Source organism: Neptunicella sp. (assembly GCF_048268085.1).
In the GTDB taxonomy this organism is placed as follows: Bacteria; Pseudomonadota; Gammaproteobacteria; order Enterobacterales; family Alteromonadaceae; genus Neptunicella.
On sequence record NZ_JBLWWF010000015.1, the window covers coordinates 111,465 to 126,230 of the forward strand.

15 protein-coding genes and 3 tRNA genes are annotated in these 14,766 nt (G+C 42.9%); 16 read left to right on the forward strand and 2 right to left on the reverse strand.

The annotated features are described in order from the left end of the window. Positions 1 to 9 precede the first annotated feature (9 nt). The gene (locus ACTD55_RS13095) at positions 10 to 423 is read right to left on the reverse strand and encodes a hypothetical protein (protein WP_438864785.1); all 414 of its coding nucleotides are present in this window, start codon (positions 421 to 423) and stop codon (positions 10 to 12) included. A gap of 151 nt (positions 424 to 574) precedes the next feature. On the opposite strand from ACTD55_RS13095, the gene ACTD55_RS13100 reads away from it, so the two are divergent. Then, positions 575 to 1,594 carry a 2-dehydropantoate 2-reductase gene (locus ACTD55_RS13100; RefSeq protein WP_438864786.1) on the forward strand — a complete coding sequence of 340 codons (1,020 nt, stop codon included), beginning with the start codon at positions 575 to 577 and terminating at the stop codon, positions 1,592 to 1,594. Positions 1,595 to 1,602: 8 nt separating this feature from the next. Here ACTD55_RS13100 and ACTD55_RS13105 read toward each other — a convergent pair whose 3' ends face one another. After that, a complete protein-coding gene (locus tag ACTD55_RS13105) occupies positions 1,603 to 2,505 on the reverse strand; it encodes a GGDEF domain-containing protein (protein WP_438864787.1) in 903 nt (300 codons plus the stop codon). Between the two features lie 186 nt (positions 2,506 to 2,691). On the opposite strand from ACTD55_RS13105, the gene ACTD55_RS13110 reads away from it, so the two are divergent. The 15 genes from ACTD55_RS13110 (at position 2,692) to nadA (ending at position 14,638) form a co-directional block, all read left to right on the forward strand. Then, complete coding sequence (locus ACTD55_RS13110) at positions 2,692 to 3,690, forward strand: XdhC family protein (RefSeq protein ID WP_438864788.1); 999 nt, start codon at positions 2,692 to 2,694, stop codon at positions 3,688 to 3,690. Then, positions 3,690 to 4,280, forward strand: coding sequence for a nucleotidyltransferase family protein (locus ACTD55_RS13115; protein WP_438864789.1), 591 nt, complete (start codon positions 3,690 to 3,692; stop codon positions 4,278 to 4,280). Before ACTD55_RS13110 ends, ACTD55_RS13115 begins: the two co-directional genes overlap by 1 nt. Then, positions 4,280 to 4,744 (forward strand): (2Fe-2S)-binding protein, encoded by a 465-nt coding sequence (locus ACTD55_RS13120; protein ID WP_438864802.1) that lies wholly within the window; start codon positions 4,280 to 4,282, stop codon positions 4,742 to 4,744. Before ACTD55_RS13115 ends, ACTD55_RS13120 begins: the two co-directional genes overlap by 1 nt. Beyond that, positions 4,741 to 6,981, forward strand: a complete 2,241-nt coding sequence (locus ACTD55_RS13125) for a molybdopterin cofactor-binding domain-containing protein (RefSeq protein WP_438864790.1) — start codon at positions 4,741 to 4,743, stop codon at positions 6,979 to 6,981. The genes ACTD55_RS13120 and ACTD55_RS13125 overlap by 4 nt, the downstream gene beginning before the upstream one ends. A 681-nt stretch (positions 6,982 to 7,662) precedes the next feature. Then, complete coding sequence (ybgC, locus tag ACTD55_RS13130) at positions 7,663 to 8,061, forward strand: tol-pal system-associated acyl-CoA thioesterase (protein WP_438864791.1); 399 nt, start codon at positions 7,663 to 7,665, stop codon at positions 8,059 to 8,061. Next, positions 8,051 to 8,746 carry a protein TolQ gene (gene tolQ, locus ACTD55_RS13135; protein WP_438864792.1) on the forward strand — a complete coding sequence of 232 codons (696 nt, stop codon included), beginning with the start codon at positions 8,051 to 8,053 and terminating at the stop codon, positions 8,744 to 8,746. Before ybgC ends, tolQ begins: the two co-directional genes overlap by 11 nt. Positions 8,747 to 8,749: 3 nt before the next feature. After that, positions 8,750 to 9,175: a protein TolR gene (gene tolR / locus ACTD55_RS13140; RefSeq protein ID WP_438864803.1), complete on the forward strand. Its 426-nt coding sequence runs from the start codon at positions 8,750 to 8,752 to the stop codon at positions 9,173 to 9,175. Next, positions 9,172 to 10,005, forward strand: coding sequence for a cell envelope integrity protein TolA (tolA, locus tag ACTD55_RS13145; protein WP_438864793.1), 834 nt, complete (start codon positions 9,172 to 9,174; stop codon positions 10,003 to 10,005). Before tolR ends, tolA begins: the two co-directional genes overlap by 4 nt. Next, complete coding sequence (tolB, locus tag ACTD55_RS13150) at positions 10,005 to 11,363, forward strand: Tol-Pal system beta propeller repeat protein TolB (RefSeq protein WP_438864794.1); 1,359 nt, start codon at positions 10,005 to 10,007, stop codon at positions 11,361 to 11,363. The genes tolA and tolB overlap by 1 nt, the downstream gene beginning before the upstream one ends. Before the next feature lie 76 nt (positions 11,364 to 11,439). Beyond that, entirely contained in the window at positions 11,440 to 11,988 is a 549-nt protein-coding gene (gene pal / locus ACTD55_RS13155; RefSeq protein ID WP_438864795.1) for a peptidoglycan-associated lipoprotein Pal, read from the forward strand. 9 nt (positions 11,989 to 11,997) lie between these two features. Continuing rightward, on the forward strand, positions 11,998 to 12,738 hold the full coding sequence (gene ybgF, locus ACTD55_RS13160; protein ID WP_438864796.1) for a tol-pal system protein YbgF: 741 nt from the start codon (positions 11,998 to 12,000) through the stop codon (positions 12,736 to 12,738). A 194-nt stretch (positions 12,739 to 12,932) separates the two neighbouring features. Further along, positions 12,933 to 13,008: transfer RNA gene (locus tag ACTD55_RS13165), tRNA-Lys, on the forward strand. 48 nt (positions 13,009 to 13,056) lie between these two features. Next, positions 13,057 to 13,132: transfer RNA gene (locus ACTD55_RS13170), tRNA-Lys, on the forward strand. Between the two features lie 146 nt (positions 13,133 to 13,278). Continuing rightward, positions 13,279 to 13,354, forward strand: a tRNA-Lys gene (locus tag ACTD55_RS13175). A gap of 225 nt (positions 13,355 to 13,579) precedes the next feature. After that, positions 13,580 to 14,638, forward strand: a complete 1,059-nt coding sequence (nadA, locus tag ACTD55_RS13180) for a quinolinate synthase NadA (protein WP_438864797.1) — start codon at positions 13,580 to 13,582, stop codon at positions 14,636 to 14,638. Positions 14,639 to 14,766 lie beyond the last annotated feature (128 nt).

Consider the following 14,766-nt stretch of genomic DNA (forward strand, 5'->3'; position numbering starts at 1 on the left):
CTATCGCGCTTACTGAATATTGTTTTCCACCGCTTGTTGAAAGTAATTTTTGACGCTTACTTGGCTATCATTAACTAATCGCTGATAACAAATTCCGGCAAAAGCATAAGTTCTACCTGCGTATTCCAGCACTATATAAGGGGCATCGGGATTGGAATTATCATAATGCCAATGTCCCCCCACCAGATGACGGAATATCTCACCCACATAGGCGCCATAAATATTACAAATGGTAAAAACCGCCTGATCTTCCAATGCTTGATCTTTATATTTATCAATCCAGCTGAGGATCAAGTCATCAACGATGCCAATACTGTCCGTTGAGCCATTCAGCTCAACGTTAAATTCGTTACGGCTGGTTTCAATCGCATTTTGAGCACTATCAGCCATTAATTGCTGAATTTCTTCCTGAGTCATATTCATCGTTATTCTCGTCGCAACAGGTAGGAGGTTATATCAACGGATATGTTGCAGTGCCGAGTGACTGTTTGTCAAATTGCGCTAAATGATTTTTTATTGCGTGCATGGGTCAGGGCTGGCAGCATGTCGATAAAAGAAGAAAATAAGTGTGGTTATGAATCAACATCAACACATGGTATTTGGGGCAGGCTTAATTGGCAGTTATCTTGGCGCCGTGATGCAGTGGCGTGGATTATCGGTAATGTTGATTGGTCGTCGTAACATGTTGGATAAGCTAAAAAATGGCATCAGATTAACTGATTACCAACAACATCAACAACAGGTTAGGATTGAGTCGCTATACGATCTTTGCTGTTATTCAAGCCAGTCACTGCCTAATGCCGATTATTTATGGTTAACGGTTAAATGCACCGGGGTTCAACAAGCCATTGTCGATCTTGAGCCGTTTGTTAATGATCAAACCGTTATTTTATGTTGTCAGAATGGGCTAGGTTCTGACGGCTTGGTTAAACAAGCGTTCCCGAATAACAAGGTGCTACGAGTGATGGTGCCTTTTAACGTAGTGCAACTTGAAAATGGGCATTTACACCGCGGTTCGGCAGGGGCGTTAAGCATAGAACAAGATGATTCAGCTATTGCAACGACACTGCAATCAATTCTGGCATGCGAGCTATTACCGATTGAGTGCTGCACTGATATGCAGGCGTTACTGTGGGCTAAATTACAGCTAAATTTAGGTAATGCAATCAATGCCATTGCGGATATTCCGGTTAAAGCGATGCTGCAACAGCGCGATTTTAGAAGGGTGATCGCTGCGATGATGGAAGAATTATTAACGGTGGTTGAGGCGCAAAATATCACATTGCCACGGATCACTGCTGTGAAGGCTGGTTTTATACCGACAATTTTGCGTCTTCCCAATGTTTTGTTCAGGTTACTGGCGAATAAAATGTTGGCGATTGATCCCGATGTGAGAACCTCGATGTGGTGGGATTTGCACCAACACAAACGAACCGAGATCGACTACCTGAATGGGGAAGTGGTTAAATGGGGCAAAAAGTTGAACATCGACACCCCGGTCAATAGCGCTATTGTCAGATGGATACATCAGGTTGAAGCAGGTGAATTATCCCTCGGAGTGAGTGCCCAGGAGGTTTTGGCCAAGGTACGCTAGCGGTAATGCTACGCCAATATTATTTGACCTTTACCTAACTCCTTGGCTTGATACATAGCGTTGTCAACACGGGTACGCAGTGAATCGATGGTGTCATCGTGACGTATATCGGTTACCCCAATACTGGCGCTTAACGTGGGTAATGGAGTTGGGGTTTGCTGGACTAATTCGGTCAGGATACGTTGGGCAATATCCTGTGTTTGTGAGACTGTGGCGCCAATCAATAATATTTCGAATTCTTCACCGCCACTGCGGCAAATGATATCGGATTTTCTGGCGCATTCAGTCAGGATATTACCGATGGTGCGCAGTACTTCGTCACCTGTGACATGCCCATACTGGTCATTGATTAGTTTAAAATCATCCATATCCAGACTGAGCATACAACTTTGCTCCGGAATACGTTGTAGTCGGTGTAAATATTGAAGCAGCATTGACTCAAAAAAACGTCGATTATGTACTCTGGTGAGTTTATCCAAAGTTGAAATTCGGTAGGTATAAGTCACCCAGCGACTGGCGCCAAACAACACCAGAATAGAGCCAATAATATAACTGCTATCTTCAATCCTGCTTAAGGTTATTAGGGAAAAATAATAATGAGCATCTAGCAGGTTAACTAACATGCTGAATTGGGTAAGGAACACGCCGATAATTATCCAGCGCTTTATTTGTGGTTTAAGCGGTATAAAGGCAATAAAGCAATACACCGCCAAGACTAATATGACTTTGGCATAATCCATCACAAGACTAAAAGTATCGTTATTAGCGTGATATTGGCCTCTGAACAGAACCACCGCACAAATTAATCCGCTGAGTAACAGATTAATGCCAATAACCATGACGGCGTCACGATGGACACGCCCTCCACCCTGAATAAAAGACTCTTTGATTTGTTGCAGTGACTTAAACATTCAATCTCAGATGTATTAAGGTAAATTCCATTATCGTGATCCTTGCAAGCAGCGCGGAGGCCTAACTCTAATTAGAATACTCCGATAACTTTCGCGTAAGCGCAATCAGATTTTGTTGTAATTAGTGTGACAAGCCAGTTTGAACTGATTTAAGCTAAACACTTATTTACTCAATAATAATATTTTATGAATCAATTAATTAAGTTGCTGGAACAATGGTTACCGCAAAAAGATCAGTTCGATTGGGTCTTGGCGACTATTGTGGCAACTGACGGTTCTACTTATCGTAAATCCGGTGCCATGATGCTGATAAATAGTATGGGCCAATATTTTGGTTTACTCAGTGGAGGTTGTTTGGAAGCCGATATTATGCGACAAGCCAGACAATGTTGGGAACATCAGCAAAACAGGTTAATTGAATACGATATGCGAGAAGAAGATGATCTTGCCTGGCAGTTAGGGTTAGGTTGTGGCGGCATGGTACGTATTTTATTACAGCCCATCTTGGCGGAACAAAATTACCTGTATTTAACTGAAGTTTATCAGGCCCTATGTCGGGATGCCGCTTGCGGATATAGCCAAGTGCTCGATGAAAATAAACCGAATAATCAATTATTAACCCAAGAGCAGTTATCTCAACAACGCGCGACGCAGGATAGTTCGGTGTTTTTGCATCACCTAAAGCCACCGATACATTTGCTGGTTTTTGGCGGCGGTGTGGATGCCCGCCCTGTTGTTGCCTTAGCGGCCACGTTAGGTTGGCAAGTGACGGTTTGTGATCCGCGAATCGCCAATGGTCGAGCGGCTAACTTTCCCGCGGCTAAGCGCGTTGTTTGCGAGCCTATTGAGCATTTACAGCAAGCCGATTGGTTTAAATCAGCAGACGCAGCACTGATTATGACTCACAGTATTGATTTGGATGGTCAAGCATTACAATTATTGCAACATAGTTCAGTGCAATATATAGGCTTGTTGGGGCCGGAGCATCGCACAGCAAGAGTTCTGGAGCGGATTGGGTTTGTAAAAGATCATCTGGTCGCTCCATTGGCTAATCCTGTTGGTTTGCGGTTAGGAGGGGAGTTACCCGAATCTATTGCGTTATCGATGATTGCCGAGGTGCATAGTTTTTTACATTATTCCGATGGTCAGTCGATTAGCGCCATTCTTTCCCAACAGGGTCAGTAATGAAACTGGCTGCGGTTATTTTGGCTGCCGGGCAAAGTCGTCGGTTTGATGGTATAAAACAGCTGGCGGTGATTAATCGGCAGCCAATGATCGTCCATGCGATTGAGCAGTATCGACGCGCTGGAGTGACGGATCTGTTTGTCGTTCTGGGCGCCAATGCTGCCGTCATTTCTGCGGTAATACCCGGCCATGTTAGGGTCATTCACTCGTCGCAATGGCAACAAGGAATGGGGCACAGTATTGCTAATGCGATACAACAATTGAACAGTGGTTATAGCCATATTTTAATTGGTTTAGCCGATCAGGTTGGTGTGACTGAGCAGCATATTCGCCAAATTATCGATGCAGCACAGGCGTCGAAGAACAATATAATTGCGACCAATTACGGGCAACATATTGGCGTACCTGCTATGTTTGCTAAAGCCGATTTTACTGATTTACAAAACCTGCGTGGTGATAATGGAGCGAAACATATTATCCAGCAGAATCAACATCGATTAACTAGTGTACATTTAACTCAGGCCGCCTTTGATATTGATACTCGGGCCGATCTGCAACAATGGCAACGGATGCAAGAAGAGGAACTATGATGATTGAATTTACCCTGAATAAAAAACCGGTTAGCGTCGACGCTGAGCCTGACATGCCACTACTGTGGGTAATCCGTGACATGCTCAATATGACCGGTACTAAATATGGTTGTGGTATGGCGTTATGTGGTGCCTGCACGGTGCATTTGGATGGACAATCCGTACGTTCCTGTACCTTACCGGTATCAGCAGTCGCAAATAAATCCATTACCACAATTGAAGGGCTTTCGAATACTGGGGAGCATCCGGTACAACAAGCATGGAGTGAGCATAATGTCCCCCAATGCGGTTATTGTCAGTCAGGTCAAATTATGAGCGCCGTGGCGTTATTGCAAAACAATCCGAATCCTTCCGATGAAGATATCGATAATCATATGCAAGGTAATATCTGTCGTTGTGGGACTTATCCGCGCATTAAGGCCGCTATCAAAACTGCGGCTAAAAATGTAGGAGATATTGTATGAGCAACCTACAGAATATTAGCCGCAGACAATTTCTTAAAATGACAGGTGTCGGTGGCACGGGATTAGTGTTGGCAACCATGATGCCCGGCTGGAAACCCGCTTGGGCGGCTCAATCAGGTAGTAGTAACGCACTGAATTTGTTTGTCAGTATCAATACTGACAATAGTGTCGATATTATTTGCCATCGAAGTGAAATGGGCCAAGGTATTCGTACTGGGTTACCTCAAGTGGTGGCCGACGAACTAATGGCCGATTGGAAGTTAGTTAATGTAGTACAAGGACTGGCTGACGAAAATTACGGTAATCAGAATACTGATGGCTCCAGATCCATGCGTCATTTTTATCAGGTTATGCGAGAAATGGGCGCGGCGGCACGCGCTATGCTGGAGCAAGCGGCAGCAAATCAATGGCAAGTGCCGGTCAGTGAAGTGAAAGCCCAACATCATAAGGTGATTCATCAAGGCACTGGAAATGCCTTGTCTTTTGGACAATTAGCGCGGGCAGCGTCGTTACTCGAGGCACCGAAAAAAGACCAGCTGAAATTTAAAGCTAAAAAGGATTTCGACTATATCGGTAAGGATGTCGCCAGCGTTGATATGCATCAGTTTGTTACGGGCCAGTCAGTTTATGGACAAGATGTGCAATTGCCAGGCATGTTGTATGCGAGTATCGAACGGGCACCGGTTTTAGGTTCAAAATTAGTTAATGTTGATGATAGTGAAACGTTAAAAGTTGCCGGTGTCGTACAAACATTCCGGATGCCGGATCAGGAACTGCCCGTTGTATTTAAATCATTACCCGGTGTTGCGGTTTTAGCGAGCAATACCTGGGCTGCGTTACAAGGCAGGAAAAAGCTTAAGTTAGAATGGCAAGTGGGTGATAACAAGAATCATCAGTCGGCGGATTTTCATACTGCCATGCAGGAGCGAGTCAAAGACAAAGGCAAGGTAATTCGTCATGCCGGAGATGCTTATAAAGCGATTGAACAGTCTGCGCAGCAGGTTACGGCACAATATAACGTTCCTTATTTGGTGCATGCGCCGATGGAACCGCCTGCTGCGACAGCCGTATTTAAAGATGGAATGCTGGAAGTATGGGCTTGCGTTCAGGCCCCGCAAGGAACGCAAGCGACTATTGCCCAACTGTTGGGCATCGATAAAGATAAAATCAAAATTAATATTACTCTGTTAGGTGGTGCGTTCGGGCGCAAGTCTAAACCGGATTTTGCGGTTGAAGCTGCGATATTAGCTAAAGCGACAGGAAAACCGGTAAGGGTGGCCTGGAGTCGTGAAGATGATATACGTAATGGCTACTATCACGCGATTAGTTCGCAATTTTATCAAGCCGGATTAGACGATACCGGAAAGGTATCCGGTTGGGTACAGCGTACCTGTTTTCCCAGTATCAGCTGGACTTTTACTGGCACCACTGACGAGCCTTCTGACGGTGAATTATCACTGGGATTTGGTGACGTGCCCTTTGCGGTAGATGATCTTTCCTGTGAAACGCATAAGTCCACCGGCCATACTCGTATTGGATGGTTGCGTTCGGTAAGCAATATTCACCATGGTTTTGCACTGGGATCATTTGTGGATGAACTGGCGGTTAAAGCCGGCAAATTACCTCGAGAGATGTGGATGCAATTATTAGGTGAAGATCGATTGGTGGATCCCACTGAGCAAGGGTTTGCATTTACTAACTATAATGATCCTAAAGAGATTTTTCCTATTGATATTCAGCGTTTTAAACAAGTGTTGAACAAGGTCGCCGATGAAGCTCAGGTTGAGCAATCAACGGCAGAAAATGAAGGATGGGGGATCAGCGTCCATCGCAGTTTTGTCAGTTATTGTGCAGTAGCGACTAAAGTAAGAGTTGAAAATGGAAAAGTGAGTGTGTTGGATATGCACTTGGCGGTAGATGCCGGTACGGTAGTCAATCCGGATCGAGTACGAGCACAGATGGAAGGGGCGATGAACTTTGGTTTATCACTAGCACTGATGGGGGAGATAACCTATCAAAATGGTGCAGTAGTACAGTCAAACTTCCATGACTATCCACAATTACGGATGCCTCAATGTCCGACTATGTCGGTTCATATTATTGAGTCAACAGCCCCTCCCGGGGGAGTCGGTGAACCGGGTGTTCCCCCTGTGGCGGCCAGTTTGGCCAATGCAATATTTCACGCTAGTGGTTTGCGTATAAGAGATCTACCTGTTAATAAGCAACTTCAAGTATAGAGTGAGCAGACAGATCCTGAAAAATAGCTAAAAAAAACCCGCTCGGGTGAGCGGGTAAACAACAAAGTTGATAAATGGAAAATAACATTCCAGGGAACATGTCTGTTTATCATAGGGGATGATAAACTGATGAATCTGGCTATGATGGGTAACCATCGTTGCGCTAGCTCAGAAAACAACGTCATTATACCTTCGCCAACCTATCTATCAAACGAGAAAAATTGCATTTTTATCATTAGGTTTTCTAATGGATGTTATTTTGTGAATGTTCAAAAAAATATCAAATTTTAGATTAAGTTTATTTAATATTAATTAAAAACAATGCCTTACATTAATTGATGGTAATTTAATCTATTAGTATTAGTTGTGCTCCCTTTGTATTTTTAAGGCTTTTATTGGATGTTGTGTGAAATTTTTGTAAAAAGTCACGATTTTGGCATTTTATGATATTGTCATTAGCTGTTATTAGCGTTACCACCGATACTCGTAGCATTTACATTAGGGAAAAATTGCAGAGTCGATCTGGTTGAGTTTTAGTTCAAGTCAACCTGACAGGTGCTTGAAGGGAAATAATGGTTAACAAATTAAACCATAAAGCCACGTAGATTAGCTCACAAATTCAATATTTTATGTTACCTTAGCGTGCAACTTTTTAACCTCATTAAGGGTCGTATCAGTTCGATGCATCAGTTTGAAATCAGAGTGTATTATGAAGATACCGATGCAGGCGGTATTGTTTATTACGCTAATTATCTTAAGTTTTTAGAGCGAGCAAGAACCGAGTGGCTAAGAGAATTAGGTATTGAACAAGATGAACTATTAAATAGAGATTTGGGGTTTGTGGTACGCCGCGTTGCTATGGATAATCATCGTCCCGCCAAGTTTAATCAATTACTAAGGGTTGAATCACATATAACTGACTTAAAACATGCCAGTCTAGTATTTAATCAAACTATTTATAACCATAATAATGAACTTTTGGTTAGCGCTATTGTTCACGTCGCCTGTGTAAGTTTAGGCTTGATGCGTGCTACCGCTATCCCTACCAATATTAAAGAGGAATTGCTTCGTGTCTGCTGAATTATCATTTTTTGACCTTTTTTGGCAAGCCAGTTTATTAGTTAAATTGGTAATGTTGCTGTTGTTGATGACATCAATTGTGTCATGGGCTTTTATTTTTCAACGTAGCAAAATATTGAATAATGCGCGCAGAGAAATGCGTAAATTTGAAGACAAGTTTTGGTCAGGTGTGGATCTCAATCGACTTTATCAGGAAATTTCTGCCCGCCAAGTTATTATGGGTATGGAAAGCTTGTTTTGTGCCGGATTTAAAGAGTTTATTCGCTTACGCAAGAGTCCTTCAACTCCTTCAAATGCGGTAATGGACGGGACATTTCGTGCGATGCGTGTGGCTTTATCCCGAGAAGTTGATCATCTTGAGAAAAACTTACCGTTTTTAGCCACTGCAGGCTCTATTAGTCCTTATATCGGCTTATTTGGAACGGTGTGGGGGATTATGAATGCGTTTATTGCATTAGGAGAAGTACAACAGGCAACATTGGCCATGGTCGCGCCAGGTATTGCCGAGGCATTGATTGCCACTGCAATGGGCCTTTTTGCCGCTATTCCTGCGGTAATTGCTTACAACAAATTTAGTAATCAGGTTGAAAAACTGGAAAATAATTACGGTAATTTTATGGAAGAATTTTCCAGTATTTTACATCGACAAACGTTGTCATCTGAAGGCGTTATGCGGGAGGGCTAGATGATGTACGTACGCAAAAAACGCAAGCCTGTATCCGAGATCAATGTGGTTCCCTATATTGATGTGATGCTGGTATTGCTGATTATATTTATGGTGACCGCGCCGCTGATTACTCAAGGTGTTAAAGTTGATTTGCCTAAAGCCTCTGCTGAATCTCTGGATGAGGACAGTAAACCGCCCATGGTGGCGAGTGTTGATGCTCAGGGGAAATATTACCTTAATATTGGTGATACTCAGGACAAGGCGATGTCAGCAGAGGATTTAGCCACTATTGTAGCCGCGCAATTGCAAAAAGATCCGAACATTCCAGTGATGGTAAATGGTGATGGTGCGGTTTCGTATAGCCAAGTGGTGCAACTGATGGTGTTATTGCAACGCGCTGGGGTGCCATCCGTGGGCTTAATGACGGATTCATCGGAACAGCAATGAGTCAGACAATCGGTAGTGCAGTTGCGAAATCAGGTTTGTTGCATGTTGTTGCTGTAGTGTTGTTACTGTTAAGTGTTGATTTTAGCTCCGAACCAGAAAAGCCAATGGCGATCAATGCACCGGTGATTAAAGCTACAGTGGTTGATAAAGCAGTAGTTGAAGAAAAGTTTAAAAAAATAGAGGACAATAAAAAAGCTGAGCAGCAGCGTAAACGCAATGAAGAGTTGGCTAAGCAACAGCGTGAAAAACAACGTAAGCAAAGAATTGAAGAGCAAAAACGGGCAGAGGAAAAAGCCAAGCAAGCCAGAATCAAAAAGCAGCAAGATAAGAAAAAAGCAGCTGAGTTGGAAAAACAACGGCAACAAAAAGAACTCGAAGAGCGTAAAAAGCAAGAAGAAATCGCCAAGCAAAAACGTGAAAAGCAAGAGCGTGAGCGCAAAGAGGCGGAACGCAAGAAACAACTAGCTAAAGAGCAAGCTGAACAACAGCGTTTAATGGAAGAACAATTACAAGCTGAAATGGCGGTCAGACAAAAAGCACGTAGTGCACAAGTATTGACCGAAGTGCAAAAATACAAATCACTGATATACAGTGCTATTCAGCGCAATCTTATCGTTGATGATTCGATGAATGGAAAAAAATGCCGATTAAATATTCGATTAGCATCAAACGGATTTGTGACCAATGTCAAAGTGTTAGGGGGAGATAATTTTGTCTGTGAAGCAGCAAGACGTGCGGTATTGAAATCCGAAACCTTACCCGTATCATCGGATCCTGATATTTATGAACAATTACGTGATATTAACTTAACTGTAGAACCGGAGCTATGATGTCCAAAGCCCTTATAAAAATACTTTTTGTTGTTTGCAGCTGCTTTACTTTAGTCACTCATGCTGCACTCGAAATCGTGATAACTGAAGGTATTGACACTGCCAGGCCAATTGCCATTGTACCCTTTAAATTTAGCGGGCAAGGCCAATTACCTGGCACTATTGCTGATGTTGTGGCTGCTGATTTACGCCGGAGCGGTAAATTTAATCCTATTAATACTGCGAATATGCCGCAGTTTCCCGGAACCGATGCAGATATGGATTATGCTGCTTGGGCGTCGGCAGGGGTCGAAGCGGTGTTAGTGGGTAAAATTGAAGAACAATCCATCGATCGTTATGTAGTGTCATTTGAATTAATTGACGTACTGCGTGGCCAGATTACTGGTGGACAATCACAAATGCTCAGCAATGGTCGGCTGGTTAAATCCAATGATCATATACTGGATAGCCGCAAGACGGTCATTAGTGGCAATCAGTTCCGTCAATACGCTCATCGCATCAGTGATATAGTGTATGAAAAACTAACTGGTGATCGCGGTGCATTTTTAACGCGAATTGCTTACGTATTAGTACGTAATAGAAACACCTCAGAATATCCTTACCAATTGGCTGTCGCTGATTATGATGGAGCCAATGAATCGATTTTGCTGCGTTCTCGTGAGCCGTTAATGTCTCCAGCTTGGTCTCCAGATGGCAATAAACTTGCTTATGTCAGTTTTGAAAATAAAAAATCTGAAATTTACATTCAGGACATTTACACAATGACGCGCACAAAATTGACGTCATTTCCTGGTATCAATGGAGCACCGGTATTTTCTCCTGATGGCAAAAAATTGGCGATGGTGCTATCTAAAGATGGTAATTCTGAACTATATATAATGGATTTAGCGAGTAAACAAATGCGTCGTTTAACTAAAAACCGTAATATCGATACGGAACCAAGTTGGGCGCCAGATGGAGAAAGCATCATTTTTAGTTCGGAACGGGGTGGTAAACCACAGATTTATCGAGTAAATTTAGCATCAGGACAAGTTAGACGTCTAACTTTTGACGGAGAAATGAATCTGGGAGGGGTATTCACTCCAGATGGCCGTCAAGTGGTGTTGGTAAACCGGACTCGTGGTAATTATCATATCGCCAGATTGGATGTTCAGTCTGGAGCAATGCAAGTTTTAACCAAAACTGCACTGGATGAATCGCCAAGTATTGCTCCAAACGGAAGTATGATCATGTACAGTACATTGCATGGAGGAAGACAAGTGTTGTCATTGGTGTCGCTGGATGGGCGCTTTAAAGCACGTTTACCGGCAGCGGATGGCGAGGTGAAATCACCTAGCTGGTCACCTTTTTTGCGATAAATATTTTACTATTCAGTATTGCTGGGTAGGATAGTAGTAATAATTAAACAATTGAATAACGATAAGGATCTATAGGATGCAACTTAACAAAGTGTTAAAAGGCTTATTTATTGCGTTACCAGTAATGACGATGATGGCATGTTCATCCAGTTCTGGTGTTAAGGAACAGGCAGAATCAAATAACTCTGCCATGGAGTCTTCAACTGAAAACCAGAACTCTGATGTACAAATGGGCTCTATGGAACCTGTATTGAGTGCTGAAGAACAAATGCGTCAGGATATTGCGGCCCTTGAAAATGAGCAGGTTGTTTATTTTGACTTTGACCGTGCAACTGTGCGTTCTGACTATTACCCTATTCTGGATAAGCATGCAGAATTTTTAGTTAAAAATCCTGGTGTTAATATTGTTATCGAAGGTCATTGTGATGAGCGTGGCACACCAGAATATAATATTTCACTAGGTGAAAGCCGTGCTAAATCCGTCGCTACCTATTTACAAAATGCGGGCGTAAGCGCAAGTCAGATTTCAGTTGTGTCTTATGGTGAAGAAAAACCAGTGAATCCTGGACATACCGAAGCTGCATTTGCAGAGAATCGTCGTGGGGTTTTAGTTTATCAAAACTAAGAGATTGGGATGATTAAACACAATATCGTTTTATTGTCCTTATTGGTTACAGGAGCCGCAGTTTATGCGGCTCCTGCGCCTGTGGTGGACGTTAATAGTGGTAACCTTGAGCAGCGTCTTGCAGCCCTTGAACGGATGGTTGGAACGCGTACTGATATGCAGCAGCGTTTACAGCAGCAATTAGATTCTGTTCAGGATGAAGTTAATGAGTTACGTGGCTCGGTTGAATTACACACCCATAAACTAGAGCAAATTCTGGAACGTCAGCGAGAGCTTTATCAGGAAATTGATAAACGTATCGCGGCGGTGATGCAAAAGCCCGCTCCAACGCCTGTATCAGAGCCAGCTGTGAATCAAACCACTCAGCCTGCTATGGGGGAAAGTGATGCCTATGATCAAGCTGTTAATCTGATATTAAAAGATAAGCAGTATGATCAAGCAATCCCTCAATTTGAATTATTCTTAAAGCAATATCCTAACTCGACCTATGCTGCGAATGCCTATTATTGGTTGGGGCAACTGTTATTTAACAAGCAGGACTGGACAACAGCCAGTCAACGTTTTACGTATCTGGTGGAGCACTACCCTGATTCAACCAAACGTGCGGATTCGTTGTTGAAATTAGGCATGATTGCCCAAAAACAGAATAATTTGTCCAAAGCCGAGCAACTTTTTGCCCAAGTTATTGCAGAATATTCTGGTAGTACTGCTGCCAAATTAGCGGATAGCCGATTAAAAAATCTTAAATAATGAGTTGTTTTGTTGGTATTTTCAGCAAAAAAACAGTTATCTGCTTTTTTTAAATGTTTTAGGTTGCGTCGAGGGCATAAATAAGTATTATATGCCGCCGTTGAGACAGACAGAGCGCGTCGTTAGCTCTGGGAGTAGGTAACTTAAAAGTTAACTGCACCAGCGGCGAGTCGTAATGTAAAGAGTTTAATTGTGGGTCGTTAGCTCAGTTGGTAGAGCAGTTGACTTTTAATCAATTGGTCGCTGGTTCGAATCCAGCACGACCCACCAATTCTCTCCTGTCAATAACACATTAATCTGTATTCCAGATGATTTAGTGGGTCGTTAGCTCAGTTGGTAGAGCAGTTGACTTTTAATCAATTGGTCGCTGGTTCGAATCCAGCACGACCCACCACTATTCTATTAACGACCTGACGGTTGATTGGTAGGTTGCAGTAAAACCGAAAATACCCAAGCGGAACGTTAGCTCAGGGAGTAGGTGGCGATAACGTCAACTACACTGGCAATGGGTTGCCAAAGTAAAACCGAAAATATCTCAGTGGGTCGTTAGCTCAGTTGGTAGAGCAGTTGACTTTTAATCAATTGGTCGCTGGTTCGAATCCAGCACGACCCACCACTTTTTAATTAAACTACTTAATTTTCTTATTCCCCATTTTTACCAAATACTTGAACAAACCCTGTATGTTGGTGATTTCTGCCCTGGTTAAATAAAAAGAAGCAGTCGTCGTTATCAGCGATAACACAAGAGTATCAGTCTAACAAACACCTTTGTGACAAGTTCATTTCAAATGCTTGGTCAATTCGTTATAATTCAGAATATTGAAGCTAGATGAGTTGTTGTATGAACCAGGCCGTTCAGATAGATACCTTAGCGTATCCTTTTCCTCCCAAACCGAAGCCTTTAAGCCAGAATGAGCAGGCTGCATATAAAACGCGAATTAAGGCGTTGTTAAAGGAAAAAAATGCCGTTTTAGTGGCGCATTATTATACCGATCCTGAAATTCAGGCGTTGGCCGAGGAAACCAATGGGTGTATTTCGGATTCGCTGGAGATGGCTCGTTTCGGGCGAGAACACGATGCACAAACCCTGATTGTAGCTGGCGTTCGTTTTATGGGCGAGACGGCAAAAATTTTGAGCCCCGAGAAGAAAGTACTAATGCCAACGTTGGAAGCAACCTGTTCTCTTGATTTAGGTTGTCCAGCGGATAAATTTACCCAGTTCTGCGATGCTCATCCAGATCATACGGTGGTGGTGTACGCTAATACATCAGCAGCGGTGAAGGCTAGAGCGGATTGGGTCGTTACATCGAGTATCGCACTGGAAATCGTTGAGCACCTTGATTCCCAAGGTAAAAAAATAATATGGGGTCCGGATAGGCATTTGGGTGCTTATATTCAAAAGCAAACTGGTGCGCAGATGTTAATGTGGCAAGGCGCGTGTGTGGTGCATGACGAGTTTAAATCAAAAGCGCTTAAACAGCTTAAAGCACAGTACCCAGATGCAGCAGTACTGGTACATCCAGAGTCACCCGAAAATATCATCTCATTGGCAGATGCAGTAGGCTCTACAACTCAGTTAATCAATGCAGCGAAGAACCTGCCAAATAAAGTCTTTATTGTGGCTACTGATCGAGGCATTTTTTATAAAATGCAGCAGCAATGCCCTGATAAAGTATTTATGGAAGCACCAACAGGCGGAAATGGCGCCACCTGTCGTAGTTGTGCTCATTGTCCTTGGATGGCAATGAATGGCCTTCAAGCTATCGAGAAAGCCTTAACTGAAGATTCAGGTCATGAGATATTCGTAGATGAAACATTGCGTCAAAAAGCATTAGTGCCACTCGATCGCATGTTGGACTTTTCTCAACAACTTAAAATTAAATTGCAAGGCAATGCTTGATTGCTGAAATAACCAGCAAACTATCAGGTAGTGAATAATAAGTCTTGATTCAAGGTGTTGAATTCCCTACCATACGCGGCGCTCGCATAACGGTTCCGATATGCAATGAATTTAGTAAAGGTGAGATG